Below are 24,966 nucleotides of genomic sequence, written 5' to 3' on the forward strand. Positions count from 1 at the left end.
ATGGGCATCCATCGCAGCCAAGAACGCTGCCTTCACCCCGCCAACCGACACAGTCCTCGCAACTCCCAAAAAGTCTGGGTGTTGCGAGGACTGCTAGAACCCGCCGCGGAGTCGGGGCGTTCGTCTGTGCGAGAGGCTCAGAGGCCCTTCGTGCTGGCCGTGTCCGGGCCACCGCCCGGACGCGTGCGCTTGAGCTCGTAGAACGACGTCACCGGGGCGAGCTTGGAGAGGCCGTCCCAGATGGCGAGGCCCTCCTCCTCGTTCGGCATCACGTTGAGGACGGGGCCGAAGTAGCCGCGGCGCTCGCCGTTGTCGTCGGCGAAGACGATGACCGGAACGCCGGTGTCGTCGCCGACGGCGTCGAGCGCGGACTGCATCTCGCTCTCGAGGTGGGCGTCCCACGACGTGTCCTCCGCGGCCTTCGCCAGGTCGGCGGGCAGACCGGCGTTGGAAAGGACCTCGGTGACGAGGGCGTCGTCGAACTCACGGCCAGCGGTGTGCACCTCACGGCCGAAGGCCGAGTACAGGTCGATCGTCGAGGCGCCCTGCTCCGCGGCCGCAGCGATGATGCGGTGAACGCGGTGGCCGCCACGGTGACCCTCGGAGTGCGGGTTCTCGTTGGGGCCGTTCTCGTCCAGTTCGTCGTTCTTGATGGCGAGGCTGAACGGGCGCCACGTGATCTCGAGGTCGCGCTGCTTCTCGACCTGGAGGAGCCAACGGCTCGTGATCCAGCAGAAGGGGCACGAAAGGTCGAAGTAGAAGTCGATGCGCTGCATGCTCGTGAGACTAGCAACGCCGGCTGAACGTGCCGACCGCTCCAAGCCTGTGAGCTTTGGCCCGATCTGTGAGCTGCGCAGCTCACACACCGGACCGCAACTCACATGTCGAGGTGAGCCACTGTCAGCGGAAGGCCGGCTCGCCCGTCAGTGCGTTGCCGATGACGAGCTGGTGCACCTCGCTCGTGCCCTCGTACGTCATGACGGACTCGAGGTTGCCGGCGTGACGGATCGGCGAGTACTCGGTGGAGATGCCGTTCGCGCCGAGGATCGTGCGGCACTCGCGCGCCACGGCAATGGCCTCGCGGCAGTTGTTGAGCTTGCCGAGGCTGATCTGCTCGGGCGTGACGCCGTCGCCGTCCTTGAGGCGGCCGAGGTGCAGCGCGAGAAGCATGCCCTTGCTCACCTCGAGCGTCATGTCGGCGAGCTTGCCCTGCGTCAGCTGGTAGCCGCCGAGCGGCTTGCCGAAGACCTTGCGCGACTCGGCGTAGTCGATGGCGGTCTCGAGGCTGTCGCGGGCCGCGCCGATCGATCCGAAGACGATGCCGAAACGCGCCTCCGACAGGCAGGAGAGCGGGCCCTTGAGACCGCGCACCTCGGGGAAGACCGCGTCGGCGGGCAGGCGGACGTCGACGAGCGACAGCTCGGCGGTCACCGAGGCACGCAGCGACATCTTCTTCGTCACCTCGGTGGCCGTGAAGCCGGGAGTGTCGGTGGGCACGACGAAGCCGCGGATCTTGTCGTCCGTTTGCGCCCAGACGACGGCGACGTCGGCGACGCTGCCGTTCGTGATCCACATCTTCGTGCCGTTGAGCACCCAGTCGTCGCCGTCGCGTTTGGCGAAGGTGCGCATGCCGCCGGGGTCGGAACCGAAGTCCGGCTCGGTCAGGCCGAAGCACCCGATGGCCTCGCCCGCGGCCATGCGGGGCAGCCACTCGTTCTTCTGCTCCTCGCTGCCCCAACGCCAGATCGCGAACATCGCGAGGCTGCCCTGCACCGACACGAGCGAGCGGATGCCGGAGTCGGCCGCTTCGAGCTCGTGGCAGGCGATGCCGTACGTCGTCGCCGTCGAACCCGCACAGCCGTAGCCCTCGAGGTGCATGCCGAGCAGACCGAGATCGCCGAGGCCCTTCGCCAGTTCACGCGCAGGCACGGTGGCCTCGTCGTACCAGGTCGGCAGGTGCGGGCGCACCTGGTCGTCGCAGAAGCGACGCACGAGGGCCTGCACCTCACGCTCGTCCTCGGTGAGCAGACCGTCGATGCCGAGGAGGCGGTTGAGCTGGGGGTTGCGCGAGAAGTCACTCATGAATCCATCGTGCCTCACCTCACCTCGACGCCGCGGCGGACTTCTTCGCCCGATTGGTGTTACACCCTGGTCACGGGCGTTGGTTAAACGTAATACTTGGACCGTGAGTGAGACCGCGAGTGCCGAGGCCTGGGTGCGCGACCTGCGTCCTCTCAGCGCGCGCTCCGCTGCCCTCAGCCTGCTGCTCGGCGCGGAGCCGCCCGAGCTTCGCGGCGCCGACCTCGTGCGTCTCGGGGAGACCTTCGGCATCAGTGGCCCGACGATGCGCGTCGCGCTGTCGCGGCTCGTCGCCGCCGGTGAACTCACGACGGCCGACGGCGTCTACGCCCTCACCGACCGGCTCGCCGCGCGCCAGAAGGCGACGCTCGTGCAACTCGCCCCGGCGACAGAACCATTCGACGGCGGGTGGGTGACGGCCGTGGTCGTGGGGGCCGGCAGTCGAAGCGCGAGCGATCGGGGAGAGCTGCGTCGGGCCATGAGCGCGGCGCGCTTCGGTGAACTGCGTGAGGGCGTGTGGATGCGCCCGGACAACCTGACCGGGGCCCGCGTCGAGCGCGACGAACTCGTCCACCTCACTGCCATTCCCGATGGCGGTGAAGTGGCCGCGAAGGCCCTCGTCGCCCGCCTGTGGAACCTCGACGAGTGGGCCGCTCGCTCCGAGGCACTCGTCCGCGCCTTCGAGAACCCCGACGTCGACGAGGCCACGCGTCTCGCCGTGGCTGCGGCCACCGTCCGCCATCTGCGCAGCGACCCGATGCTGCCCGAGAGCCTGGCCCCCACGAACTGGCCGGCGCAGTGCCTGCGTCGCACGTACGACGCCTACCGCGCCGAACTTCGCCGCACCGTCGGTCTCAGCCCCCACCCCTACGCCGCCGCCTGACCCGAACGAGGAGAGACCATGCAGACCCACGAGGTGCTCAACCAGTCCACGCCGCTCGAGGACTACAACCCGGGGGCCTACCCCGTGCTGCGCGAAGCGCTCGAACGGGCGGATGCGGGCGAGTCGCTCGCCGAACTCGACGAGGTCGGTGCGCTCGCGGGTTCGAGTGAGGCACTGCGCTGGGGCGACCTCGCCGAGCGCAACGTGCCGCGGCTGCACACGCACGACCGGTTCGGCAACCGCATCGACGAGGTCGAGTACGACCCGGCCTACCACTCGCTCATGGAGCACGCGACGCGCTTCGGCCTCCACGGGGCGCCGTGGGCCAGCGACGACCCGAACGCGCACCTCGTGCGCGCGGCGAAGTACTCGGCCTGGATCACCGCCGACGCCGGGCACGGCTGCCCGATCACGATGACGTACGCCGCCGTCCCCGCACTGCGCGCCGACGAGGAACTGGCCGCGCGCTACACGCCGCTGCTCACGGCCCGCGGCTACGACCCGAACCTCGCCTACGCGCCGACGAAGCCCGGAATCATCGCCGGAATGTCGATGACGGAGAAGCAGGGCGGCTCCGACGTGCGCGCCAACACGACGAGCGCCACACCGCAGCCCGACGGCACCTACCGCCTCGTGGGCCACAAGTGGTTCACGTCGGCCCCGATGTCGGACATCTTCCTCACGCTCGCCCAGGCACCCGGCGGCATGACCTGCTTCGTCGTGCCGCGCGTGCTCGAGGACGGATCGCGCAACCCGATCCGCATCCAGCGCCTCAAGGACAAGCTCGGCAACCACTCCAACGCGAGCAGCGAGATCGAGTACGAGAACGCCGTCGCCTACCGCCTCGGCGACGAGGGCCGCGGCGTTCGCACCATCATCGAGATGGTCAACGTGACGCGCCTCGACTGCGTGATCGGCAGCGCGACGATCATGACGCAGGGCGTCCAGCGCGCCGCCCACCACGTCACGCACCGTGCGGCGTTCGGCAAGTCGCTCATCGATCAACCGCTCATGCGCAACGTCATCGCCGATCTCGAGATCGAGGCCGAGGCCTCCCTGACGGTGGCGCTGTGGCTCGCAGGCCTCACCGACAAGGCCCACGCCGGTGACGAGCGCGCCGCCATGCTGCGCCGCATCGGTCTCGCCGTGAGCAAGTACTACGTGTGCAAGCGCGGGCCGTCGCACGCCGTCGAGGCGCTCGAGTGCTTCGGTGGCAACGGCTACGCAGAGGACTCGCGGATGCCGCGCCTGTTCCGTGAGTCACCGCTGCTGTCGATCTGGGAGGGAAGCGGCAACGTCGCCGCGCTCGACACGTTGCGCGCCATCGCCCGTCAGCCCGAGTCGCTCGAGGTTCTCTTCGACGAACTCGACGCCGCTGCCGGAGCCGACGCCCACTTCGACGCCTACGTCGCCGAGCTCAAGAACGAGTTCGCCGACACCGGCGACCTCGAGTACCGGGCACGCACCGTCGTCGAACGCCTCGCCCTCGCGCTGCAGGGCTCGCTGCTCGTGCGTTTCGGTCACCCGGCAGTGGCCGACGGCTTCACCGGCTCGCGCCTCGCCGCCGTAGCAGGCAACGCGTTCGGCACCCTCGGACGCGGCGTCGACACCGCGGCGATCATCGAGCGGGCGACGCCGAAGGTCTGACGCTTAGGCTCACACCATGCGAATTGCGGTGATGCAGGCGAACGCGACCGTCGGGGATCAGGCGGCCAATCTGCGGGCGATCGACAAGGCCGCTGCGCGGGCGGCCGGTGAGGGTGCCGACGTCCTCGTCACGCCGGAACTGTTCGTCAGCGGGTACGCGCCGCTGTTGCTGCGCACCGTCGATCCCGACGCCGAGCGCGGCATCCTCGCGGAGCTGGGCCGCATCGCGAAGCATCGCAAAGTGGCCCTCGTCGCGAGCTACCCGCAGGTCGAGGAGCTCGCCGAGGAGAAGCGGCGTCAGTACATCTGCGCCGTGCTCTTCGACGCGAGCGGTGAACTCGCGGTGACGTACCGTAAGGTGCACCTGTTCGGCGACGACGAACCGCGGGCCTTCGCCTGCTCCGAGGCCCCGCCGACGGCGGTGGAGCTCGCGGGTCTGCGGGTGTCGCTGCTCATCTGCTTCGACGTCGAGTTCCCCGAGGCCGTGCGCGCCGCCGCCGTGGCCGGGGCCGACGTGGTCCTCGCACCGACGGCGCTCGCGGCCGGTTTCGACGACGTGCCGCAGGTTCTCCTGCGCGCCCGCGCCCTCGAGAACGGCGTCGCGCTGGCGTACGCCAACCACACGGGGGAGGAGGACGGGCTCGTGCTCGGTGGCGGCAGCGTCATCGTCGGGCCCGACGGCGGTCTGCTCGCGGAGGGCGACGACGCACCCCGCATCATCCTCGGCGACGTGACGCGCGACGACATCGACGCCGCTCGCCGTGAGGTGGACTACCTCGGCCGTCGCCGCCCGACGACGTACGCCGCCTGGGAGCGCGACGGCTGAGCTTCTCGGACCTCACATTCGAACAGGTTGAAGACGATGGTTGCTCTCGGAGCAACGTCCGTCGCCTCCTTGTGGCATCGTGGGTTCGCGCGGATCGGCAGTCGACCGCCGAAGGGGTGAAGGTGACATGACAGCAGTGACCGAGTTTCCGAGTGACGGGGCCGCGAAGCAGCCTCCGATCACGATGCTGAACCCTGATTTCCCCTTCAGCTACGACCACTTCCTCGCACACCCTGCCGGCCTCGGCAGCGTGCCCGAGGAGATGTACGGCACCGAGGTTGCCGTCGTCGGTGGCGGTGTCTCGGGCCTCGTCGCGGCCCTCGAACTCATGAAGATGGGCCTCAAGCCCGTCGTCTACGAAGCCGACCGCATCGGCGGGCGCCTGCGCTCGGAGAGCTTCGCCGCCGCGAAGGACGTCACGGTCGACCTCGGCGGCATGCGCTTCCCCGAGTCGAGCAAAGCGCTCTACCACTACATCGACATGGTCGGCCTCGAGACGGAGGCGTTCCCCAACCCGCTCTCGGAGGTCACGCCGAGCACCGTCGTCGAGCTGGGCGGCGTGAAGCACTACGCCGAGACACCCGCCGACCTGCCCGAGTTCTTCAGCCACGTGGCCGACGCCTGGCGCGCCGCGGTCGAGGACGACGCGCAGTTCCTCGAGATGCAGACCGCCATCCGTGAGCGAGACGTGCCCACGATCAAGCGCATCTGGAACGAGCTCGTGCCGCGCATGGACGAGCAGACGTTCTACGGCTTCATCGCGGCGAGTGACGCGTTCAAGAAGGCGGGTTTCGCGGCGCGCGAGGCGTTCGGCCAGGTCGGGTTCGGCACGGGTGGTTGGGACACCGACTTCCCCAACTCCATCCTCGAGATCCTGCGCGTCGTCTACACCGACGCCGACGACCGTCACCGCCGCATCCTCGGTGGCGCCCAGCGTCTGCCGGAGGGGCTGTGGGCGTACGAGCCGGCCGAGATGAAGCACTGGCCGGCCGGCACGTCGCTGCGGTCGCTGCACAACGGAGCTCCCGCGGGGGAGGTGCGCCGCATCCGCCGCGCGGAGAACGGCGACATCGAGATCTCCGAACGCTGGGGCCGCAAGGCGACGTACAAGGCGGCCATCACGAGCTGCCAGTCGTGGCTGCTGTCGACGCGCATCGACACCGAGGAGGCCCTGTTCTCCCCGGAGATGTGGATGGCGCTCGAACGCTCGCACTACATGCAGAGCTCGAAGACGTTCGTCATGGTCGACCGGCCGTTCTGGAAGGACAAGGACCCGAAGACCGGCCAGGACGTCATGTCGATGACGCTCACCGACCGCCTCAACCGCGCCACGTACCTGCTCGACGACGGCCCGGACAAGCCTGGCGTCATCCTGCTGTCGTACACGTGGAACGACGACGCGATGAAGTGGTTGTCGCTCGACGCGACGCAGCGCATGGAGCTCATGCTGCACTCGCTCGCGCAGATCTACCCGGACGTCGACATCGCGAGCCACGTCGTCGGGCAGCCGATCACGGTGTCGTGGGAGTCGGACCCGAACTTCATGGGCGCGTTCAAGGCGAACCTGCCGGGGCACTACCGCTACCAGCAGCGGCTGTTCACGCACTTCGCGAAGGACGACCTGCCCAAGCACCAGCGCGGCATCTTCCTCGCGGGCGACGACATCTCGTGGACGGCCGGCTGGGCCGAGGGCGCCGTGCAGACGGGCCTCAACGCCGTCTGGGGTGTCATGAAGCATCTCGGCGGCGAGTGCAGCCCGGAAAACCCCGGACCGGGCGAACTGCTCGGCGAGTACGGCCCGATCAGCCTGGACTGAGACCGAATTCGGACGATCTCCCTCGGTGGAACAGCGAACGGGTAGGGTTTCGCGCAACTCAACTCGGGACGAGAGGCGCGCATGAAGTCGCTACCGGTTCAAGGCCTGCGCGAGAGCGTGGCCGTCGGCGCGCGCCTGCGTAACGCCCGCCTGGCCCGCCGCTACACGCTGGAGCAGACGGCTCAGCTCGCCGGCATGACGAAGGGTTTCCTCTCCCGGGTGGAGCGCGACCTGACGTCGCCGTCCGTGGCGTCACTCGTCACGCTGTGTCAGGTGCTGCAGATCGACGTCGGCTCGCTGTTCACGGCGCCGCGCACGTCGCTGGTGCGGCTCGAGGAGGCCTCGCCCGTCGACCTGGGCGGAAACGGCATCGACGAGCGCCTCGTGACGAGCCGCGAGGAACGTGCCGTGCAGGTGCTGCGCGCGGTCATCGCGCCGGGAGGCGCGGGAGAGAACGAGCTCTACGCCATCGACTGCGACGTCGAGGTGTGGCACGTCGTCACTGGCCGACTCGAGGTGCGTATGCACGACGAGACCTTCGAAGTGGGCGAGGGCGACACGCTCACCTTCCCCGGCCGCGAGCCGCACACGTGGCGCAACCTCCACGACGAGGAGACGCTCGTCCTCATGACGCTCGTGCCCGACAGCCGCTGATCGTCCCCACATGCGCGACATGCCGCGCTTGTGGGGAAATCTGCGCACGAGAAAACCCCATGGGCGCGACATGTCGCACGCATGGGGCCTTCTTGGCGTCGACTACCAGGTCTGGCGCTTGGCCTTGCGCTTGTGCGATGTCAACAACAGGTAGGCACCGAGGGCCGGGACGCCGACGAAGATGGCCATGCCGATGAACCAGCCGATCGTGTAGGCCGCGCCGCTTCCGTAGGGCGGGTTCTGGGCCGTCGAGCCCAACGCACCCAGTGCGATGATGCCGGCGACGATGGCGAGGATGATGCCGAACGTCGTCGCGACGCCACTGCGCTTCGGCGCCATCTGGCCGTACTGCTGGCCGTACTGCTGGCCGTACTGCTGGCCGAACTGCTGCGGCTGCTGGTAGCCGCCGTACGGAGGCTGCTGCGGCGCGCCGTAGCCCTGCTGGCCGTACCCGCCAGGCTGCTGGAGGTTCTGCGCACCGTAGGCGCCGGTCTGCCCGCCGTACTGCTGAGGGTTCTGACCCTGCTGCGGGTCGCCGTAAGGGTTCGGATTCTGGGTCATGCATCAAGCAAACGGCGCCCGGCGGTGAGATGCAAGTCACCGTCGGGCGCCGTTCGACGCGTTCGCCTCGATCAGGAGGTGCGAACACCTTCCGTCTCGATGCGACCGCTGACGCGAGCGTCCCACTCCTCGCGCACCTCGGGGCGCACGGGCTTCGTCCCGAGCGAGACCGCGACGAACGTGACGAGGGAGGCGAGCAGGCCGAAGTAGATCGGCTTGTTGTCGAGGATGCCGAGCAGCGGGTCGCCCAGCTGAACAGCGAGAACGGCCATCGTGCCGAGCGTGACCACGGTGCCGACGATCATCGACGCCGCAGCGCCCTGGCCGTTGCCACGCTTCCACACGAAGCCACCGAGGATCGCGATGAGCAGACCACCTACGAGGATGTCGTACGCGATCGTCAGTGACGCGACGACGATGTCCCCGCCGGCCTTGGCCTTGCCGGTGATCATCGGCACGACGTCGTTGCGGGCCACGGTCGCGGCGGCGATGAGCGCGCCGGACGCGGTCGACACCATGGCGGCGACGGCGACGGCGGCGGCGAGCACGAGACCGCCGATGCCGACGGGCAGGATCTTGTCGGCCACCTCGGCGTAGACGTCGTCCTTCACCTTGATCTTGTCGCCCAGCGAGGCGTGGGCCGCACAGGACGACGATCGCGAGGTTGAGGTCCACGGAAAGGGCCTCCTTCGCTGGATGGTGACACGGCACGGTGTGTCGTCTGCGTCACATGGAGTGGGGGTTCGACCAATGTGAGAGATCGACCCGTAACAAACAACGGATTCCCCTGGGTAAACACGTCCGTTAACCTGATTGTGATCGAACGCACGTGATCTGGGCCGTTCCACGACGACCCAGGCCGACTCAAGGAGCTCACGACATGGACCACCCCCGCGTCGAGACGAACGGCCGCATCGGCCCGGTCAACGCCGCACTCACCCCGCGCTACGCGGGCCTGGGCACCTTCGCGCGCCTGCCGCGCATCGAGGACGTGTCCAAGGCGGACGTCGCCGTCGTCGGCATGCCCTGGGACTCGGGCGTCTCCTACCGCCCCGGTGCGCGCTTCGGTGCGACGCACGTGCGTGAGAGCTCGCGCCTCCTGCGTCCGTTCAACCCCGCGCAGTCGGTCTCGCCGTTCGCGGAGCTGCAGGTCGCCGACGCCGGTGACGTGGCACTCAACCCGTTCAACATCGACGAGGCGCTCAAGACGGCCGAGGAGGCCGCGGCGCAGTTCGTCAGCGACGACACGTCGCTCATCACGATCGGCGGCGATCACACCCTCGCCCTGCCGCTGCTGCGCGCGCACGCCAAGAAGCACGGCCCCGTCGCGCTGTTGCACTTCGACGCCCACCTCGACACGTGGGACACCTACTTCGGCGCCGAGTACACGCACGGCACGCCGTTCCGTCGCGCGTTCGAGGAAGGCATCATCGACTCCTCGGGCGTCTGCCACGTCGGCACCCGCGGCCCGCTCTACGGCACGCAGGATCTCGAGGACGACGCGCGCTTCGGCTTCGGTGTCGTGACGAGCAACGACGTCATGCGCATGGGTGTCGAAGAGGTCATCGGCTTCCTGCGTGAGCGCGTGGGCGACCGTCCGCTGTACGTCTCGCTCGACATCGATGTTCTCGACCCGGCCCACGCGCCCGGCACCGGAACGCCCGAGCCGGGCGGTCTGACGTCGCGCGAGCTGCTCGAGATTCTGCGCGGCCTGCGCGGCACGAACCTCATCGGCGCCGACGTCGTCGAGGTCGCCCCGCCGTACGACCACGCCGAGCTCACGGGTCTCGCCGCGGCGAACGTCGTGTACGAGTACATGTCGCTGCTCGCACTCGGCACGGACGCCCCCGCGGGCGGCCCGGCCTACGGCGAGTCCAACACGACCTACGGGGAGAGCAAGTGAGCGAACAGATCCGTTCGACGGCGGCAGGGGAAGCCGCTCCGAAGATCCGCAACGGTGGCGACCTCGTCGTCGAGACGCTCGAGGCGCTCGGCACGACGACCGTGTTCGGCATCCCGGGCCAGCACGCGCTGGGCCTGTTCGACGCGCTGCGCCGTTCGGGGCTGCACTTCATGAGTAGCCGCGTCGAGAACGACGCTGCTTTCGCGGCCGACGGGTACTCGCGCGTCTCGGGCAAGCCGGCGGCGCTCTTCCTCTCCACCGGCCCCGGCGCGTTGACGGCGCTTCCGGGTCTGCAGGAGGCGTACGCCACCTCGGTTCCGATGGTCGTCGTCGCGTCGCAGGTGCCGGTCTCCGGCCTCGGCGGTGCGCGTCGCGGCATGCTTCACCAGCTCGACGAGCAGCGTCGCGCCGCCATCGACGTCACGAAGTCTCAGCGCACGGTGACGCACCACGCCGCCATCCCGACGGCCATCGAGTCGGCGTGGCTGGAAGCGATGACCTACCCGCGTGGGCCGGTCTGGGTCGAGGTGCCGCAGGACGTCCTGCTGGCCAAGACGGAGATCCCGCCGATCCGCACGGCCAACGCCTCCCCGACGCCCGAGGGGCCGCGCCCCGAACTCGTTTGGGCCGCAGTGCAGTTGCTCGCTTCGGCGAAGCGTCCCGCCATCGTCTCCGGTGGTGGTGTGCGCCGCGCCGGTGCGGAGAAGGCGCTGCTCACCCTCGCCGAGAAGCTCGACGCCCCCGTCGTCTGCTCGCCGGGCGGCAACTCGGGCTTCCCCGTCGAGCACCCGCTGTCGATGGGGTCGTGGGTCGAGGACCGTGCGGTCACCGACCTGCTCGCCGACGCCGACGTCCTGCTCGCCGTCGGCACGTCGCTCGGTGAGGTGACGTCGAACTACTTCACGCTCGAGCCGTCCGGCAAGCTCATCCACGTCGACGCCGAGCCGCGCGTGCTCGAGTCGAACCACCCCGCACTCGGTATCGCGTGTGACGCGAAGGCCGCGCTCGAGGCGTTCGTTTCGGCTTACCCCTCGCAGCCGACGGAAGGTCGCGAGTCGGGCGCCGAGCGGGCCGCGCAGGCGCGCAAGGCCATCGTCGAGCGCCTCGACGGGCAGGACCTCGCGCACGAGCGCGCGTTCATGGACGCCATCCGTGCCGGCATCCCCGACAACGTGCCGACGTTCTGGGACATGACGATCGCCGCCTACTGGGGCTGGAACTGCTGGGACGGCCGCACCGGCGGCTTCCACTCCGGCCAGGGCGCCGGCGGCCTCGGCTTCGCGTTCCCCGCAGCCCTCGGCGGCGCCGTGGCGCTCGCGGAGAAGCGCGGGCTGAAGCTCTCCGACGTCGACGCGGAGTTCTCGGTCGGCGGCAGCGAGCGCGTCGTCGCCGTCGCGGGTGACGGCTCGGCGATGTACTCGATCTCGGAGCTGGCCACCGCTGTGCAGCACGGCATCCCGGTGACGTGGCTCATCGTCGACGACGGCGGCTACGGCATCCTGCGCGAGTACATGGTGGCCACCTTCGGGCAGGCCACCCACACCGAGCTCGCCCGCCCGGACTTCATCACGCTTGCCAGGGCGTTCGGCGTCGAGGCGCAGGAGGTCTCGGTCGGTGACGACGCGGGTTACTCGGAGCTCACCGATGCTCTGCGTGCGACGTTCGACGCGTCGGTCACCGGCCCGCGCGTCATCGTCGTCAAGACGCACCTCGAGATGTTTGCCATGAGCTGACGATCCGTCTCGGGTCGTGCCGCCCGTCGCCTCGCTGATCAGCGGGCGGCGGGCGGTTCGTCGTTGGTGCGGACGTTTGGCGCTGGGCAGGCTTTCCTGCGATTGGGTAGGGGCCGCCTCGGCACAGCCGAGTGTGACGGCCGACGAGCCGGCCGAGCTGGCGACGGCTGGCGCCCGCTGACAGGAGGCGCTCGTCGTCGCTGGGCAGACTCTCCTTCGGTTGGGTAGTGATTACCTCGGCCCAACCGTAGGAAACTCTGCCCAACGGTTGCTGGCACTGCGACGGGGACCGCCCCACCGAAACGAAACGTCCCCACGTGCGCGAGAAGTCGCGCACGTGGGGACGCTTCGTTGTCGACTTTCCCCCATCGCGCCACATCTCGCGCAAGCGGGGAAACCGGCGTCACTCGGACGAGGCAGCCGCCTTGTCGCCGGCGATGCGGATCATCCGGTGGTTGCTGAACTCCTCGAACCCGTACGTGCCTAGCTCACGCCCGAAGCCGGAGCGCTTCACTCCGCCGAAGGGCAGCTCGGACGACGAGCCGGGCGGCTCGTTGATCGACACCATGCCCGACTCGAGCTGGTCGGCCACGCGCATCGCGGCGTCGACCGACGCCGAGTGCACCGAGGCGCCCAACCCGAACAGAGTGTCGTTCGCAATGCGTACCGCGTCGGCCTCGTCCTTCGCCTTGTAGACGACGGCGACCGGGCCGAAGATCTCCTCCGACCACGCGCGCATCTCGGGCGTGACGTCCGTGAGGACCGTCGGCGTGACGAACGAACCCGCGTGGTCGGGTCGCGTGCCACCGGTGATGACACGAGCGCCCGCCTGCACGGCGTCGTCGATCTGCGACTGGATGCCCTGGGCCGCGTCCTCGTTGACGAGCGGGCCCACGTCGGTCTTCTCGTCCGCCGGGTCGCCCATGACGAGCGCCTCGACGGCCTCCGAGAAACGCGACACGAACGAGTCGTACGCCTCGTCGCCGATGACGATGAACCGCTTCGCCGCGTTGCACGCCTGCCCCGAGTTCTCGAAGCGTCCGGAAACGCCGTCGGCGACGGCCTTCTCCAGGTCGGCGTCCGGCAGCACGATGAACGGGTCGGAGCCGCCGAGTTCGAGCACAGCCTTCTTGAGGTTGCGCCCGGCGTTCTCGCCGACGGCCGACCCGGCCCGCTCGGAACCGGTGAGCGAAACGCCCTGCACGCGCGGGTCCTCGATGAGCGAGGCGATCTGCTCGTTCGTCGCGTACAGGTTGGTGTAGACACCCTCCGGCACGCCGGCCTCGCTGTAGATCTCCTCGATGACGGCCGCCGAGCGGGGGCACTGCGGCGCGTGCTTGAGCAGAATCGTGTTGCCCAACAACAGGTTCGGCGCCGCGAAGCGAGCGACCTGGTAGTACGGGTAGTTCCACGGCATGACGCCGACGATGACGCCGATCGGCTCCTTGCGCATGAACGCGCGCCCGTCACGCTCGCCCAGGTCGAGCTCGACGTCGGTCAAGGCCTCGGCAGCGTGCTTCGCGTTGAACCTGTGGATGTCACCGGCCAGCCACACCTCACCCGTCGCGTGCGAGGAGGGCTTGCCCATCTCCACGCCGATGATGCGGGCCAGCTCGTCCTGGCGTGCGTCGTAGAGGTCCGCGACGCGGTTCATCACCGCGACCTTCTCCTCGAGCGGGGTGGCACGCCAGGACGCACGCGCCTCGTACGCAGCCTCGAGCGCGGCCTTGACCTGCTCGTCACTCGCCGTCGGGAAGGTCTCCTCGACCTCACCCGTCAGCGGGTTCGTGACCTTGTAGATGGCGTCCGACATCAGATCGTCATTCCCACGTACTTCGTCTCGAGGTACTCGTCGATGCCGTCGAAGCCACCCTCGCGACCGAAGCCGGATGCCTTGACGCCACCGAACGGTGCGGCCGCGTTGGAGATGACGCCCGCGTTGACGCCGACCATGCCGTACTCGAGCTTCTCCGAGACACGCATGGCGCGCGAGAAGTCGGTGGTGAAGAAGTACGCCGCGAGGCCGTACTCGGTGTCGTTGGCGCGCTTGATGACGTCGTCCTCGTCGGTGAACGTCTGGATCGCGGCCACCGGGCCGAAGATCTCCTCACGCACGATGTCCGACGTCGGCGAGACGTCCGTGAGCACCGTCGGGGCGACGAAGTGACCGCCGGCGGGCACCTCGTCGTCGCCGCACACCTTCGTCGCGCCGTCGCCGACGGCCGACTCGATGAGGCGCTTGACGTTCTTGACGGCCTTCTCGGTGATGAGCGGACCGACGGTGACGCCCTCGTCCATGCCGTTGCCGACCGTCATCGCCTTCATCTTGGCGGAGAACTTGTCGCCGAACTCCTCGGCCACATCGGCGTGCACGTAGATGCGGTTGGCCGCGGTGCAGGCCTCACCGATGTTGCGCATCTTGGCGGCCATGGCGCCTTCGACGGCGGCGTCGAGGTCGGCGTCGTCGAAGACGATGAACGGCGCGTTGCCACCCAGCTCCATCGAAACGCGCAGCAGCTGCTCGGCGCTCTGCTCGACGAGCTTGCGGCCGACACCGGTGGAGCCGGTGAACGTCAGCTTGCGGGCACGCGGGTCACGGATGAGCGGCTCCATGACGCCACCGGAGTCGGTGGTCGTGATGACGTTGACGACGCCCTTCGGCACACCGACCTCCTCGAGCAGCGCAGCGAGCGCGAGCATCGTCAGGGGCGTCTCCGAAGCGGGCTTGACGACCATGGTGCAGCCGGCCGCGAGGGCCGGGCCGATCTTGCGCGTACCCATGGCGAGCGGGAAGTTCCACGGCGTCACCATGAGGCACGGGCCGACGGGCTGCTTCATCGTGAGCAGGCGCGAGGCGCCGTTCGGCGCCGGCATGTACGTGCCCGAGATGCGCACGGCTTCCTCGGCGAACCAGCGGAAGAACTCGGAGCCGTACGTCACCTCTCCCTTGGCCTCGGCGAAGGGCTTGCCCATCTCGAGGGTCATGAGTGCGGCGAAGTCGTCGGCGCGCTCGGTGATGAGCTCGAACGCCTTGCGCAGCAGCTCCGAACGGTCGCGGGCCGGGGTGGCGGCCCACTCGGCCTGCGCCTCGGCGGCTGCGGTGAGGGCGGCGTCGCCGTCGGCGGGCGACGCGTCGGCCACCTTCGCGAGCACCTCGCCCGTGGCGGGGTTCGTGACCTCGAGGGTCTTGCCACCCTCGGCGTCACGCCACTCGCCACCGATGAACAGGCCGGTGGGAACCGAGCCGATGAGCTTCTTGACATCAACCATGGAACGAATCTCCTTGTCTGGAGCGAAGAACGAGGTCGACCTGCCCTTCACGCTAGTGGGCAGGTCCGACAAAGGGTCAGGAGAGAGCGGAGTCGAACGAGGCCGCGATGATGTCGAGGCCCTCGCCGAGCAGCGCGTCGTCGATGACGAGCGGCGGCAGGAAGCGCAGGACGTTGCCGTACGTACCGGCTGTCAGGGTGACGACGCCCTCGCTGTTCGACAGGCCTGCGACCTTCTTCGTGAGGTCGGCGTCGGGCTCCTTCGTGCCCGGCTTGACGATCTCGACGGCCATCATGGCGCCGCGGCCACGGATGTCGCCGATGACGTCGTGCTTCTTCGCGATCTCGCCGAGGCGCTCGCGGAAGATCTTCTCGATCTCCTTGGCGCGCGCCGGCAGGTTCTCGCTCTGCATGGTCTCGATGGCGCCGAGCGCACCGGCGCAGGCGACGGGGTTACCGCCGTAGGTGCCACCGAGGCCGCTGGCGTGGACGGCGTCCATGATCTCGGCGCGGCCCGTCACGGCAGCGAGCGGCAGACCGCCCGCGATGCCCTTGGCCGTCGTGATGAGGTCGGGGACGACGCGCTCGGCCTCGCACGCGAACCAGTCGCCGGTGCGGCAGAAGCCGCTCTGCACCTCGTCGGCGATGAAGACGATGCCGTTCTCACGGCACCATTCGGCGATCTTCGCGAGCCAGCCTGTCGGCGGCACGATGAAGCCACCCTCACCCTGGATGGGCTCGATGATGACGGCGGCGACGTTCTGCTCGCCGACCTGCGCGTGGACGGCCGAGGTGAATGCCTCGAAGGCGTCCTCGACGATCGTCTCGGGGTTGCCGGGCCAACGGAAGGGGTAGGCCATCGGCATGCGGTAGACGTCCGAGGCGAACGGGCCGAAGCCCTGCTTGTACGGCATGTTCTTGGCCGTGAGCGCCATCGTCAGGTTGGTGCGGCCGTGGTAGGCGTGGTCGAACGCGACGACGGCGGTGCGCCCGGTGTGGTGGCGTGCGATCTTGATGGCGTTCTCGACGGCCTCGGCGCCCGAGTTGAACAGCGCCGAACGCTTCTCGTGGTCACCGGGGGTGAGTTCGTTGAGCTTCTCGCAGACGGCCGTGTACTCCTCGTACGGCGTCACCCCGAAGCAGGTGTGCGTGAAGTCGTCGAGCTGGTTCTTGGCCTTCTCGACGACCTTCGGGGCCGAGTTGCCGACGCTCGTGACGGCGATGCCGGAGCCGAAGTCGATGAGCTGGTTGCCGTCGACGTCGACGAGGATGCCACCGCCCGCGCGCTCGACGTACACCGGCAGGCCGATGCCGACGCCCGCGGAGACTGCAGCCTTCGTGCGCTGGTGCAGCTCCTGGCTCTTCGGGCCGGGGATCGAGGTGACGAGCTTGCGCTCCTGGGGGATCTGCGAGGACGTGGTCATCGTCGGTTTCCTCTCGAAGGTTGGTGCCACCGCCGTCGTGCGCGGTGGTGGACACAAGGGTCTGAGGCCAACTCTCGCCGCTCGCACCTATGCTGTCCAATATCAGTTTTCGATGATTGGCATTCCAATCTGGAATGCCCCTGCGAGGGGTTCGTCGGCGTGAGGTGAGGGCATGGAACTGCGCGCGGTGCGTTGCTTCGTCGAGGTGGCCGACGCCGGCACGGTGACGGCCGGCGCGAAGCGTCTGGGGGTCGGCCAACCCGCCGTGACGCGGCAGATCCAACAACTCGAACGGCAGTTGAAGATCTGGCTCTTCGACCGCTAGGACGGGCGTCTGCGTCTCACCTCCGCGGGGCGCGACGTGCTGCCCGTGGCGCGCCGACTCCTGCGGCAGGCGGAGGACGTCAGCACTGCCGCCAGGGGAGTGGCGGCCGGTCGGTTGCAGCACGTGCGCCTCGTCGCGCCGGGAACGACGCGTGACGACGTCCTGGCGCCGTGGGTGGCGACGTGGGGCGCGGACGCGCCGTTGCCACGTATCGACGAGGCGCAGGTCGACGGCATCTACCAAACACTGCGACGCGGGGCCGATCTCGTCGTCGCACCTGTCGCGCCGCCGCGGGACTTCGCCTCGAGCATCGTCGCCGAGCTGGGGTTGTGGGCGTACGTGGCGCCGACGCATCCGTGGGCTTCTCGCGAAGGCGTCGACCTCACGGAGTTGGCCGAGGCCGACCTGTTGCTCCTCGAGCGCAGCTTCCACGCGCGGCGCATCTTCGACGCCTCGATGAACGCAGCCGGGCTCGGCGTGGAGCCGACGGCGCAGTTCGGTTCACCCGTCGTTGCGCAGGCCGTCGCGGCATCCGCCCGCGGCGTCTGCGTGCTCACCGACGACCCGCGCTTCGGGCTCGTGCCACTGGCCATCCATGACGACGACGGGCGGGCCCTGACGGTGCGTCTGCACGCCGCGTGGCAACGCGGTCACCACGCTGCAGCGACGCTCGAGCGTCTGGCGGGCGACCTCGCGTCGTTCACCCGCGAGCGCTACGGCCGCGGACGCTGAGGCGACGCCCGCGGGCCGCCGTGCGAGCGAGCTCGTCGGTCGTCACGAACTTCACGCGCGGACGGTCGGCGGCCTCACCGCGTGAGCGCTCGGCGCGGTCGATGGCGCGGGCGCCGCGGGCGTCGGTCGTCGAGATGCCCTTGAGGCGCAACGCATCGCGCAGGGTGCCCCGGGTGCAGGAGGCGTTCACCCACTTCGGTGGGGCCCGTGTCGACGCGGGACGTGTGCGGCGACTGCAGTTGTGCGGTCATCGTGAATCACCTCGGGTGCGGGAGCCGATCTGGATGTGATGCCGGTTACGTCACCGTAGCCTATCGCGGATTCGCGTGCTCCGATTCGCCCATGTACAGTGTGGTGTCGCTGCCGAACGTGTTCGGTGGCGACAATGACGAGAGTCGCGGGGTGTGGCGCAGCTTGGTAGCGCGCGTCGTTCGGGACGACGAGGTCGCAGGTTCAAATCCTGTCACCCCGACATCGTGAAAAAAGTCTGAGGGGCTGCACTGATCAGTGCAGCCCCTCAGACTTTTGTCGTCCCTGCCGTCAGTCGGTGACGACGGCTGCTTCCAGCAACTCCTGCGCCGTCTCGGTCGCCTCGGGCACGTGGGCGTCCACGAAGCTGACGCGGGTGCGGCGGTCCACGAGATCCCTCGGCAGCAGCGCGCCCTCGTGGGAGATGGCGTACGCGAACTCCGCGCGGGTCGTCGCGCACCCGTCAGCCACCGGCCGCGCCAGGGACGGGTCGGCGCGCACGAGCTCGTCGAGTTGTGACGCCAGCGTCCCGTACCGGCGCACGTAGCGCGGCGTCGCGGAGGAGCGGGCCAGCGCGTCACGCGGTGCAGCGCCGAGCAGCGGTAGCTCTGTCGTGCGGCAGTCGCGCACCTGTGTCGATGTGTCGACGCGCTTCGCGACCGCGTCCACCGCGTCCTCGGCCATGCGCCGGTACGTCGTGAACTTGCCGCCCGTGATCGTGATCGGCCGACCCGGCTCGTCGAGCAGCAGGTGCTTGCGCGACGCGTCCGCCGTCGGGGCATTCCCGCCGGCAACCGCGCTCGACAGCGCAACGAGGGGACGCAACCCCGCGAAGCGGCCCACGACGTCCGCCGAAGTGAGCGGCCGCTCCATCGACGCATTGATCGTCTCGAGCAGGAACCGCTCGTCCGCATGGGGCACCGAAGGCGCGAGCGGGTCCGCGTTCGCATCCAGCTCGTCCGTCAGCCCCAGCAACACGAGCTCGTCGCCAATCGGGATGGCGAACACGAACCGTCCGAAGTGACCCGGCACCGGCGCGTTGAGCTGCGCCGTCGGATGCCCCAACGCCGCCGCGGGCAGCACGAGGTGCGAGCCGCGCGACGGCGTCACACTGATCGCGGGCTCCGTCTCGCCACTCCATACACCCGTCGCGAGCACGACGTGCCCGTGCGCGACGAAACTCTCACCAGTCAGTTCGTCCGTCAGCTCAACGCGGTCCGCGTCGAGCGGCACTGCGCCACACCGCGTCACCACGTCGGCGCCGTGCGCGGCCGCAGTCCGCGCCAGCGTCGCGACGAAGCGCGCGTCGTCCTCGAGCTGACCGTCCGTGAAGCGGATCCCGCGCGTCCCGGCGCGAACACCCGGCACGAGGCGGCGCGCGGCATCGGCGCCCAAGCGCCTCGGCCGCGGCAAGAGTGACGACGGCGTCCCGGCCGCGCGCCGCAAGCCATCGGCCAGCAGGATGCCGGTGTCGGCCAGCGCACTCTCGGCGGGGGAGGTGTCCGGCGCGATGTTGGCGAGCGGGCGCGTGAGGTGCGGCGCGATCGTCGTCATGAGGTGATGACGTTCGCGCGCCGACTCGTACGCGATCGGCAGATCTCCCTTCGCGAGGTATCGCAGCCCACCGTGGACGAGCTTGCTGCTCCATCGGCTCGTCCCCGCCGCCAGGTCGACCCGCTCGACGAGCGCCGTCCGCAAACCGCGCGACGCCGCGTCGAGCGCGACGCCCGCCCCCGTCACGCCTCCGCCGACGACGATGACGTCGTACCGCTCGTTCGCCAGGCGCTGCAGGGCCGCGGCACGCTGCGCAGCGTTGAGGGCGCTGCGATCGATCGGCGTGCTCATGCGGGCTCCTTCGGGGCGAGGTAGGCGTCGAGCAAGTGGGCGGCCTCGTCGAGCCACATCTCGTGCGGCGCAACGCTTTCGAGCACCCGACGGCTCACGACGAACGGCGTGAGTGCCTGGAGCGCGCCGACGGCGAGTACCCGCGGGTCTGCAGCCCGGACGCTTCCCTCCAACTGGGCTTCGCGTAGCGCGTTCTCGAACCCGGCGACGAGGATCTCCTGGCTGCGCCCGAGCCGATCGACGAGATACGGCAGCAATAACTCGGGGTCGTGGTCGAGCAGCGCGCGCAACAGCGCGTCCTGGCTCAACTTCTCGAGAATCGCGCGTGCGAGCCGGACGATGTCGGCCCGTGTCGTGCGTTCACCGGCGGCATGGGCCACGTCAGCGAGTTCTCCGGCCATGCGCGCGTAGTCGTCGACCAGCGCGTCGCGCACGAGTTCGTCGAGTGACGTAGCGCGTCGGTAGAGCGTGGCCCGACCGATGCCGGCCCGTTTGGCGATCGACGTCATCGTCGCCCTGCGCAGGCCGAACGCGACGACCTCGGCGCGTGTCGCCGCGAGCACGCGCTCGTCGATGCTGCCCTCCACGACCACTCCTGAGACATTGAGACATCTGTTGTCGAAGTGTCTCACATCGGGCATGATGTGGCCATGGCGAATCTCCTGACGCAGCTCCCGCAGCGCTCGATCTGGCACGGCTGGGGCGACCCCGAGGCGAAGTCGGTGCTGCCCGGCTACGTCTGGCGCGCCCTCAAGCTGGTGCGCGGCGTCGAGCCTGCCGCCGTCAACACCTCGCCCGTCGCCCTCGACGACGTTCGTCTCCCTGAACCGGCCATTGACGCCGACGCCCTTGAGGCGCTGCGCTCGGCCGTTGGTGCGGAGCACGTCAGCACCGAACGACTCGACCGCGTCGAGCACGCCGGTGGCAAGAGCTACCCGGACCTCTACCGCCTCCGTGCCGGCGACGGCAGCCACGCGCCCGACGCCGTCGTCTTCCCCGGAACATCCGATGAGGTCGTCGCGGTCTTGCGCGCCTGCGCCGCGCACGACGTCGCGGTGGTGCCCTTCGGCGGCGGCACGAGCGTCGTCGGCGGCGTCGACCCGGTGCGTGGCCGCTTCGCCGCCGTCATCAGTCTCGACCTGCGGCGCCTCAACCGCCTGCTCGACCTCGACGAGACCTCGATGACGGCCGTGCTCCAGCCCGGCATGCGCGGCCCCGAGGTCGAGGCGGCCCTCGAGCCCCACGGCCTGACGCTCGGCCACTTCCCGCAGAGCTTCCAGCAGGCCACCGTCGGTGGCTTCCTCGTCACGCGCAGTTCCGGCCAGGCCTCGAGCGGGTACGGCCGCTTCGAGGAGAACGTCGTCGCCGTGAAGCTCGCGACGCCCGAAGGCGAGCTCAGCCTCGGTGGGCGAACGCCGACGTCGGCCACCGCCGTCGGCCCGAAACTCATCGACGTTCTCATCGGTAGTGAGGGCACACTCGGCGTCATCACCGAGGTGACGATGCAGGTGCACCCCGCGCCGACCGAATCCGAACAGGCCACCTGGGCCTTCCCGACCTTCGAGCAAGGCCTCACCGCCTTCCGCCGTCTCGCGCAGGAGCTTGGCCACGGCGTCATGCCCGACGTCAGCCGACTCTCGGACGTCGAGGAGAGCCTCATCGTGCTCGCCCAGGCGAGCACCGGCATCCCGGCCATGGGCTACCTCGGCCTGCGCGGCATGAAGCACCCCTGTCTCGGCGTCTTCCAGTGGGAGGACACCGACGTCGCAGACCTCGCCGCGCGCCGCAAACGTGCCGAGCGCATCCTCAAGGCCGAGGGCGGGCGCAAGGCGCCGTCGAGCATCGCCGAGCACTGGATGTCGCACCGCTTCCGCGGCCCCTACCAGCGCGATCACCTCATGGATCGCGGCATCTTTGTCGAGACGCTCGAGACCGCGACGATGTGGAGCAACATCCCGCATCTCTACGCGAAGGTCGTCGAGGCGATCCACGCGTCGGTGGGGGAGAAGGCCGTCGTCCAGGCCCACGTCTCGCACCTCTACGACGGTGGCGCATCCCTGTACTTCACGTTCTTCTCCGCCGCCGAGACCGACCCGCTCGCGCAGTGGAGCCGCGTCAAGTGCACCGTCGGTGACGCCATCGCCGCCGCCGGGGGCACGATCAGCCATCACCACGCCGTCGGCACCGATCACCGCCCGTGGGTGGGCGAGGAGATCGGCGACCTCGGCGTGCGCATCCTGCGCGCCGTGAAGAACGAGCTCGATCCCAGCGGCATTCTCAACCCGGGCAAGCTCCTGCCCGACGCCGGCAACACTCCCGATTCAGCCGCATCACCGGGCCCAGCGGAACGAGACTGACGTCATGGCCGCACGCAGAACGCTCCTCGTCGTCAACCCCGCGTCGCGCGGCGGGCGGACGCGGGCGCTCGTCGACCCGACGCGCGACATCCTGCGCTCGCACGGGTGGGACGTCGAGGTCGTTGTCACGGAATCGGCCGAGCACGCGACGCAGGTCGCCGCCTCGGTCGACCCCGACACCCTCGTCGCTGCGCTCGGCGGCGACGGCCTCTTCGCACGCGTCGCCGCCGGCGTAATGACCAGCGGTGCACTCATGGCGCCGCTGCCTGCTGGCCGTGGTGCCGACTTCGTCCGAGCGCTCGGGGCGCCGCGCCATCTGCGTGAGGTCGCCTCCCGACTCCCGCTGGCCATCGAACGCCGCGTCGACGTCGGCATGGCCGGTGACGTGCCGTTCCTCGGTGTGGCGACGCTCGGCTACGACTCGCTCGCCAACACCTACGCCAACGACGCGCCCTCGTTCGTTCCGGGCGCGCTCGTCTACGCCTACGGCGGCGCGCGGGCCCTCGTGCACATGGATCCGCACCGCATCAGCCTGCGCATCGACGGCGAAACGTTCGACTTCACCGGGTGGAACGTCGCCATCGGCAACTCGGGACGCTACGGCGCGGGGATGCGCGTCAACCCCGAGGCCTCGATGGACGACGGGCTGCTCGACGTCACCGTCGTCGCCGACATGCCGCGCTACCGCTACCCGGCCATGCTTCCGAAGCTGTACTCGGGCACCCACGTCGACGGACGATCCGTGCGTGCCTACCGCGGCTCCGTCGTCGAGGTGCTCGAACCGACCGGCGCAGATCTCTACCTCGACGGCGACCTCGCGGCACCCGCCGAGGGCGTCCGCACGTTCACGGTGAAGCCCGACGCCCTGCGCGTTCTCGCGCCGGTCAGTCCCGCGCCGTCAGCGTGAGGAGGGTCGCCTCCGGGCGGCAGGCGAAGCGGATCGGCGTGTACTTGTTGTGGCCGAGCCCGGCCGAGACGTGCATCCAGGCCGCGTCGTCCGGCGCCTTCGACGACGGCAGAGCCGTGCGGCGCCGCTGACGCGCCGACTCCTCCGCGTGCGAGACGCCGCTGCTTCGCACCGTGTGTGCTTCGAGGACGTCGAAACGGTCACCGATCTCCTCGGCGGTGCGCAGGGGCGAGCCGTCGAGGCTTCGAGCATCCGGCCCGAGAGTGACGCGCTGTGTCGAGTCGACTCCCGACGCCCCCGGCCACCAGCGCGAGACGCCCTTGACGCGGGAGACGTCGAGGTCGCAGTTCGTGACGAGCGCGCCGTAGAACGGCACCGCGAGCTGCCCGCCGTGCGTGTGCCCCGCGATGATGGCGTCGGCGCCGTCGGCTGTCATCGCATCGAGCACCCGGGTGTAGGGGGCGTGGACGACGCCGAGCGTCGCGGCCACCTCACCGCGCCGCGACGCCGCCTCGGCGGACACCGTGTTGTACTCGTCGTACTCAAGATGCGGATCGTCGACCCCGACGAGTTCGAGCGGAACCCCCGCCACCTCGACTCGCTCGCGTCGATGGGTGAGGTCGAGCCATCCGCCCCCGGTGAACCCGGAACGCAGCGGCTCGACATCGAACCTGCCCACGCCCATCTCATCGCCCTTCGCGTGCGAGTCGTCGAAGTAGCGCAGCGGGTTCTTCAGCTTCGGGTAGAAGTAGTCGTTCGAGCCGAAGACGAAGGCGCCGGGGAACGCCATGAGCAGTTCCATCGCGCGCAGCGCCGATGGGATGGCGTCCTCGTCACTGAGGTTGTCACCGGTGTTGATGACGAAGTCGGGCTCCAGACGGGCCAGTTCGCGCACCCACTGAATACGTCGCTCCTGACGCGGCACGATGTGAAGGTCGCTCACGTGCAGCACCCGTAGTGGAGCACTGCCGGGCGCGAGCACCGGCATCTCGAACCGGCGCAACGCGTACCAGTTGCGCTCGACGAGCGTGCCCCACGCGAGTGCCCCGACGCCTGCGGCCACCGCGCCTGCGGCGGTGCGGAGGGCGGCGTTCGAGGTCGAGGGGCAGTGAAAACTCATGCCGAGATTCTCTCACCGGGGTGAAAGAATGGCCCCATGAGCGAATCCTTCAAGGCCCGACTGCAGAGCGACCTCACCGACGCGATCCGTGAGCGGGACGGCGTGCGCAGCTCCACCCTGCGGATGGTCCTCACGGCCGTCTCGAACGCTGAGGTGGCCGGCAAGGAGCACCGCGACCTCACCGACGACGAGGTCATGGCCGTCGTTGTCAAAGAGGCGAAGAAGCGCCGCGAGGCCGCCGACGCGTTCATCGGCGCCGGGCGCACCGAGCTCGCCGATAAGGAGCAAGCCGAGCTCGCCTGCCTCGAGGGCTACCTGCCCAAGCAGCTGTCCGACGAGGAGATCGACGCCGTCGTGGCCGAGGCCGTCGCCGCCACCGGAGCGTCCGGCATGAAGGACATGGGCAAGGTCATGGGCGTCGTGAAGCCCAAGATCGGCGACCAGGCCGAGGGTGGTCGCGTCGCTGCCGCCGTCAAGAAGGCTCTTGCTTGACGCACGCTCCTGGATACGCGCGAGGGCCCCGCACCGATCGGCGGGTTCTAGCAGTCCTCGCAACACCCAGACTTTTTGGGAGTTGCGAGGACTGTGTCGGTTGGCGGGGTGAAGGCAGCGTTCTTGGCTGCGATGGATGCCCAT

Annotated in this window: 22 protein-coding genes, 1 tRNA gene and 1 pseudogene; 13 read left to right on the top strand and 11 right to left on the bottom strand. The window is 69.3% G+C overall.

What is annotated here, in order from left to right; genetic code table 11:
* Positions 1 to 137: 137 nt before the first annotated feature.
* A complete protein-coding gene (locus tag D1832_RS14285; protein WP_118915026.1) occupies positions 138 to 776 on the bottom strand; it encodes a DsbA family oxidoreductase in 639 nt (212 codons plus the stop codon).
* Positions 777 to 900: 124 nt separating this feature from the next.
* Positions 901 to 2,082, bottom strand: a complete 1,182-nt coding sequence (locus D1832_RS14290) for an acyl-CoA dehydrogenase family protein (protein WP_118915027.1) — start codon at positions 2,080 to 2,082, stop codon at positions 901 to 903.
* Between the two features lie 103 nt (positions 2,083 to 2,185).
* On the opposite strand from D1832_RS14290, the gene D1832_RS14295 reads away from it, so the two are divergent.
* The 5 genes from D1832_RS14295 (at position 2,186) to D1832_RS14315 (ending at position 7,905) form a co-directional block, all read left to right on the top strand.
* Complete coding sequence (locus tag D1832_RS14295; protein WP_206609415.1) at positions 2,186 to 2,962, top strand: PaaX family transcriptional regulator C-terminal domain-containing protein; 777 nt, start codon at positions 2,186 to 2,188, stop codon at positions 2,960 to 2,962.
* Positions 2,963 to 2,980: 18 nt separating this feature from the next.
* Positions 2,981 to 4,609 carry an acyl-CoA dehydrogenase family protein gene (locus D1832_RS14300; protein ID WP_118915031.1) on the top strand — a complete coding sequence of 543 codons (1,629 nt, stop codon included), beginning with the start codon at positions 2,981 to 2,983 and terminating at the stop codon, positions 4,607 to 4,609.
* A gap of 16 nt (positions 4,610 to 4,625) precedes the next feature.
* Positions 4,626 to 5,435, top strand: a complete 810-nt coding sequence (locus D1832_RS14305) for a nitrilase-related carbon-nitrogen hydrolase (RefSeq protein ID WP_118915033.1) — start codon at positions 4,626 to 4,628, stop codon at positions 5,433 to 5,435.
* A gap of 127 nt (positions 5,436 to 5,562) precedes the next feature.
* On the top strand, positions 5,563 to 7,251 hold the full coding sequence (locus tag D1832_RS14310) for a flavin monoamine oxidase family protein (RefSeq protein WP_118915034.1): 1,689 nt from the start codon (positions 5,563 to 5,565) through the stop codon (positions 7,249 to 7,251).
* Positions 7,252 to 7,332: 81 nt separating this feature from the next.
* Positions 7,333 to 7,905, top strand: a complete 573-nt coding sequence (locus tag D1832_RS14315) for a helix-turn-helix domain-containing protein (RefSeq protein WP_047312513.1) — start codon at positions 7,333 to 7,335, stop codon at positions 7,903 to 7,905.
* A 102-nt stretch (positions 7,906 to 8,007) separates the two neighbouring features.
* On the opposite strand, the gene D1832_RS14320 is transcribed toward D1832_RS14315, so the two are convergent.
* On the bottom strand, positions 8,008 to 8,466 hold the full coding sequence (locus tag D1832_RS14320; protein WP_118915036.1) for a hypothetical protein: 459 nt from the start codon (positions 8,464 to 8,466) through the stop codon (positions 8,008 to 8,010).
* 71 nt (positions 8,467 to 8,537) lie between these two features.
* A pseudogene (locus D1832_RS14325) lies at positions 8,538 to 9,110 on the bottom strand (sodium:solute symporter); the annotation flags it as partial.
* A 236-nt stretch (positions 9,111 to 9,346) separates the two neighbouring features.
* On the opposite strand from D1832_RS14325, the gene speB reads away from it, so the two are divergent.
* Together speB and D1832_RS14335 are read left to right on the top strand one after the other, a co-directional pair.
* The gene (gene speB / locus D1832_RS14330) at positions 9,347 to 10,369 is read left to right on the top strand and encodes an agmatinase (RefSeq protein WP_118915038.1); all 1,023 of its coding nucleotides are present in this window, start codon (positions 9,347 to 9,349) and stop codon (positions 10,367 to 10,369) included.
* Positions 10,366 to 12,102 carry a thiamine pyrophosphate-binding protein gene (locus D1832_RS14335; RefSeq protein WP_118915040.1) on the top strand — a complete coding sequence of 579 codons (1,737 nt, stop codon included), beginning with the start codon at positions 10,366 to 10,368 and terminating at the stop codon, positions 12,100 to 12,102. Before speB ends, D1832_RS14335 begins: the two co-directional genes overlap by 4 nt.
* A 403-nt stretch (positions 12,103 to 12,505) precedes the next feature.
* Here the strand turns inward: D1832_RS14335 and D1832_RS14340 are convergent, their stop codons facing one another.
* The 3 genes from D1832_RS14340 to gabT form a co-directional block, all read right to left on the bottom strand.
* Positions 12,506 to 13,915, bottom strand: coding sequence for an NAD-dependent succinate-semialdehyde dehydrogenase (locus tag D1832_RS14340; protein WP_182434816.1), 1,410 nt, complete (start codon positions 13,913 to 13,915; stop codon positions 12,506 to 12,508).
* Positions 13,915 to 15,372, bottom strand: a complete 1,458-nt coding sequence (locus D1832_RS14345) for an NAD-dependent succinate-semialdehyde dehydrogenase (protein WP_118915044.1) — start codon at positions 15,370 to 15,372, stop codon at positions 13,915 to 13,917. The genes D1832_RS14340 and D1832_RS14345 overlap by 1 nt, the downstream gene beginning before the upstream one ends.
* 76 nt (positions 15,373 to 15,448) lie before the next feature.
* Positions 15,449 to 16,795: a 4-aminobutyrate--2-oxoglutarate transaminase gene (gabT, locus tag D1832_RS14350; RefSeq protein WP_118915045.1), complete on the bottom strand. Its 1,347-nt coding sequence runs from the start codon at positions 16,793 to 16,795 to the stop codon at positions 15,449 to 15,451.
* Positions 16,796 to 16,967: 172 nt separating this feature from the next.
* Between gabT and D1832_RS15970 the strand changes: the two genes are divergently transcribed.
* Entirely contained in the window at positions 16,968 to 17,120 is a 153-nt protein-coding gene (locus tag D1832_RS15970) for a LysR family transcriptional regulator (RefSeq protein ID WP_241511029.1), read from the top strand.
* Between the two features lie 45 nt (positions 17,121 to 17,165).
* Positions 17,166 to 17,852: a LysR substrate-binding domain-containing protein gene (locus D1832_RS14355; protein WP_241511030.1), complete on the top strand. Its 687-nt coding sequence runs from the start codon at positions 17,166 to 17,168 to the stop codon at positions 17,850 to 17,852.
* On the opposite strand, the gene D1832_RS14360 is transcribed toward D1832_RS14355, so the two are convergent.
* Complete coding sequence (locus tag D1832_RS14360) at positions 17,821 to 18,042, bottom strand: hypothetical protein (protein ID WP_118915047.1); 222 nt, start codon at positions 18,040 to 18,042, stop codon at positions 17,821 to 17,823. The genes D1832_RS14355 and D1832_RS14360 overlap by 32 nt on opposite strands.
* A 208-nt stretch (positions 18,043 to 18,250) precedes the next feature.
* Here D1832_RS14360 and D1832_RS14365 point away from each other — a divergent pair.
* Positions 18,251 to 18,324, top strand: a tRNA-Pro gene (locus tag D1832_RS14365).
* A 68-nt stretch (positions 18,325 to 18,392) separates the two neighbouring features.
* On the opposite strand, the gene D1832_RS14370 is transcribed toward D1832_RS14365, so the two are convergent.
* Together D1832_RS14370 and D1832_RS14375 are read right to left on the bottom strand one after the other, a co-directional pair.
* Positions 18,393 to 19,946 carry a glycerol-3-phosphate dehydrogenase/oxidase gene (locus tag D1832_RS14370; protein WP_118915049.1) on the bottom strand — a complete coding sequence of 518 codons (1,554 nt, stop codon included), beginning with the start codon at positions 19,944 to 19,946 and terminating at the stop codon, positions 18,393 to 18,395.
* A complete protein-coding gene (locus tag D1832_RS14375; RefSeq protein WP_182434817.1) occupies positions 19,943 to 20,533 on the bottom strand; it encodes a TetR/AcrR family transcriptional regulator in 591 nt (196 codons plus the stop codon). Before D1832_RS14375 ends, D1832_RS14370 begins: the two co-directional genes overlap by 4 nt.
* Positions 20,534 to 20,596: 63 nt before the next feature.
* Between D1832_RS14375 and D1832_RS14380 the strand changes: the two genes are divergently transcribed.
* Entirely contained in the window at positions 20,597 to 22,303 is a 1,707-nt protein-coding gene (locus D1832_RS14380; RefSeq protein ID WP_118915053.1) for an FAD-binding oxidoreductase, read from the top strand.
* Between the two features lie 4 nt (positions 22,304 to 22,307).
* Positions 22,308 to 23,210, top strand: coding sequence for a diacylglycerol/lipid kinase family protein (locus tag D1832_RS14385; protein WP_118915054.1), 903 nt, complete (start codon positions 22,308 to 22,310; stop codon positions 23,208 to 23,210).
* On the opposite strand, the gene D1832_RS14395 is transcribed toward D1832_RS14385, so the two are convergent.
* Positions 23,188 to 24,330, bottom strand: a complete 1,143-nt coding sequence (locus tag D1832_RS14395) for a metallophosphoesterase (RefSeq protein ID WP_241511031.1) — start codon at positions 24,328 to 24,330, stop codon at positions 23,188 to 23,190. The two genes, D1832_RS14385 and D1832_RS14395, sit on opposite strands and share 23 nt — an antisense overlap.
* 36 nt (positions 24,331 to 24,366) lie before the next feature.
* Here D1832_RS14395 and D1832_RS14400 point away from each other — a divergent pair, with 36 nt between their 5' ends.
* Positions 24,367 to 24,822 (top strand): GatB/YqeY domain-containing protein, encoded by a 456-nt coding sequence (locus tag D1832_RS14400; protein ID WP_118915056.1) that lies wholly within the window; start codon positions 24,367 to 24,369, stop codon positions 24,820 to 24,822.
* The last annotated feature ends 144 nt before the right edge of the window (positions 24,823 to 24,966 follow it).

It is taken from the genome of Dermacoccus abyssi (assembly GCF_003515945.1).
Classification (GTDB): Bacteria; Actinomycetota; Actinomycetes; order Actinomycetales; family Dermatophilaceae; genus Dermacoccus; species Dermacoccus abyssi.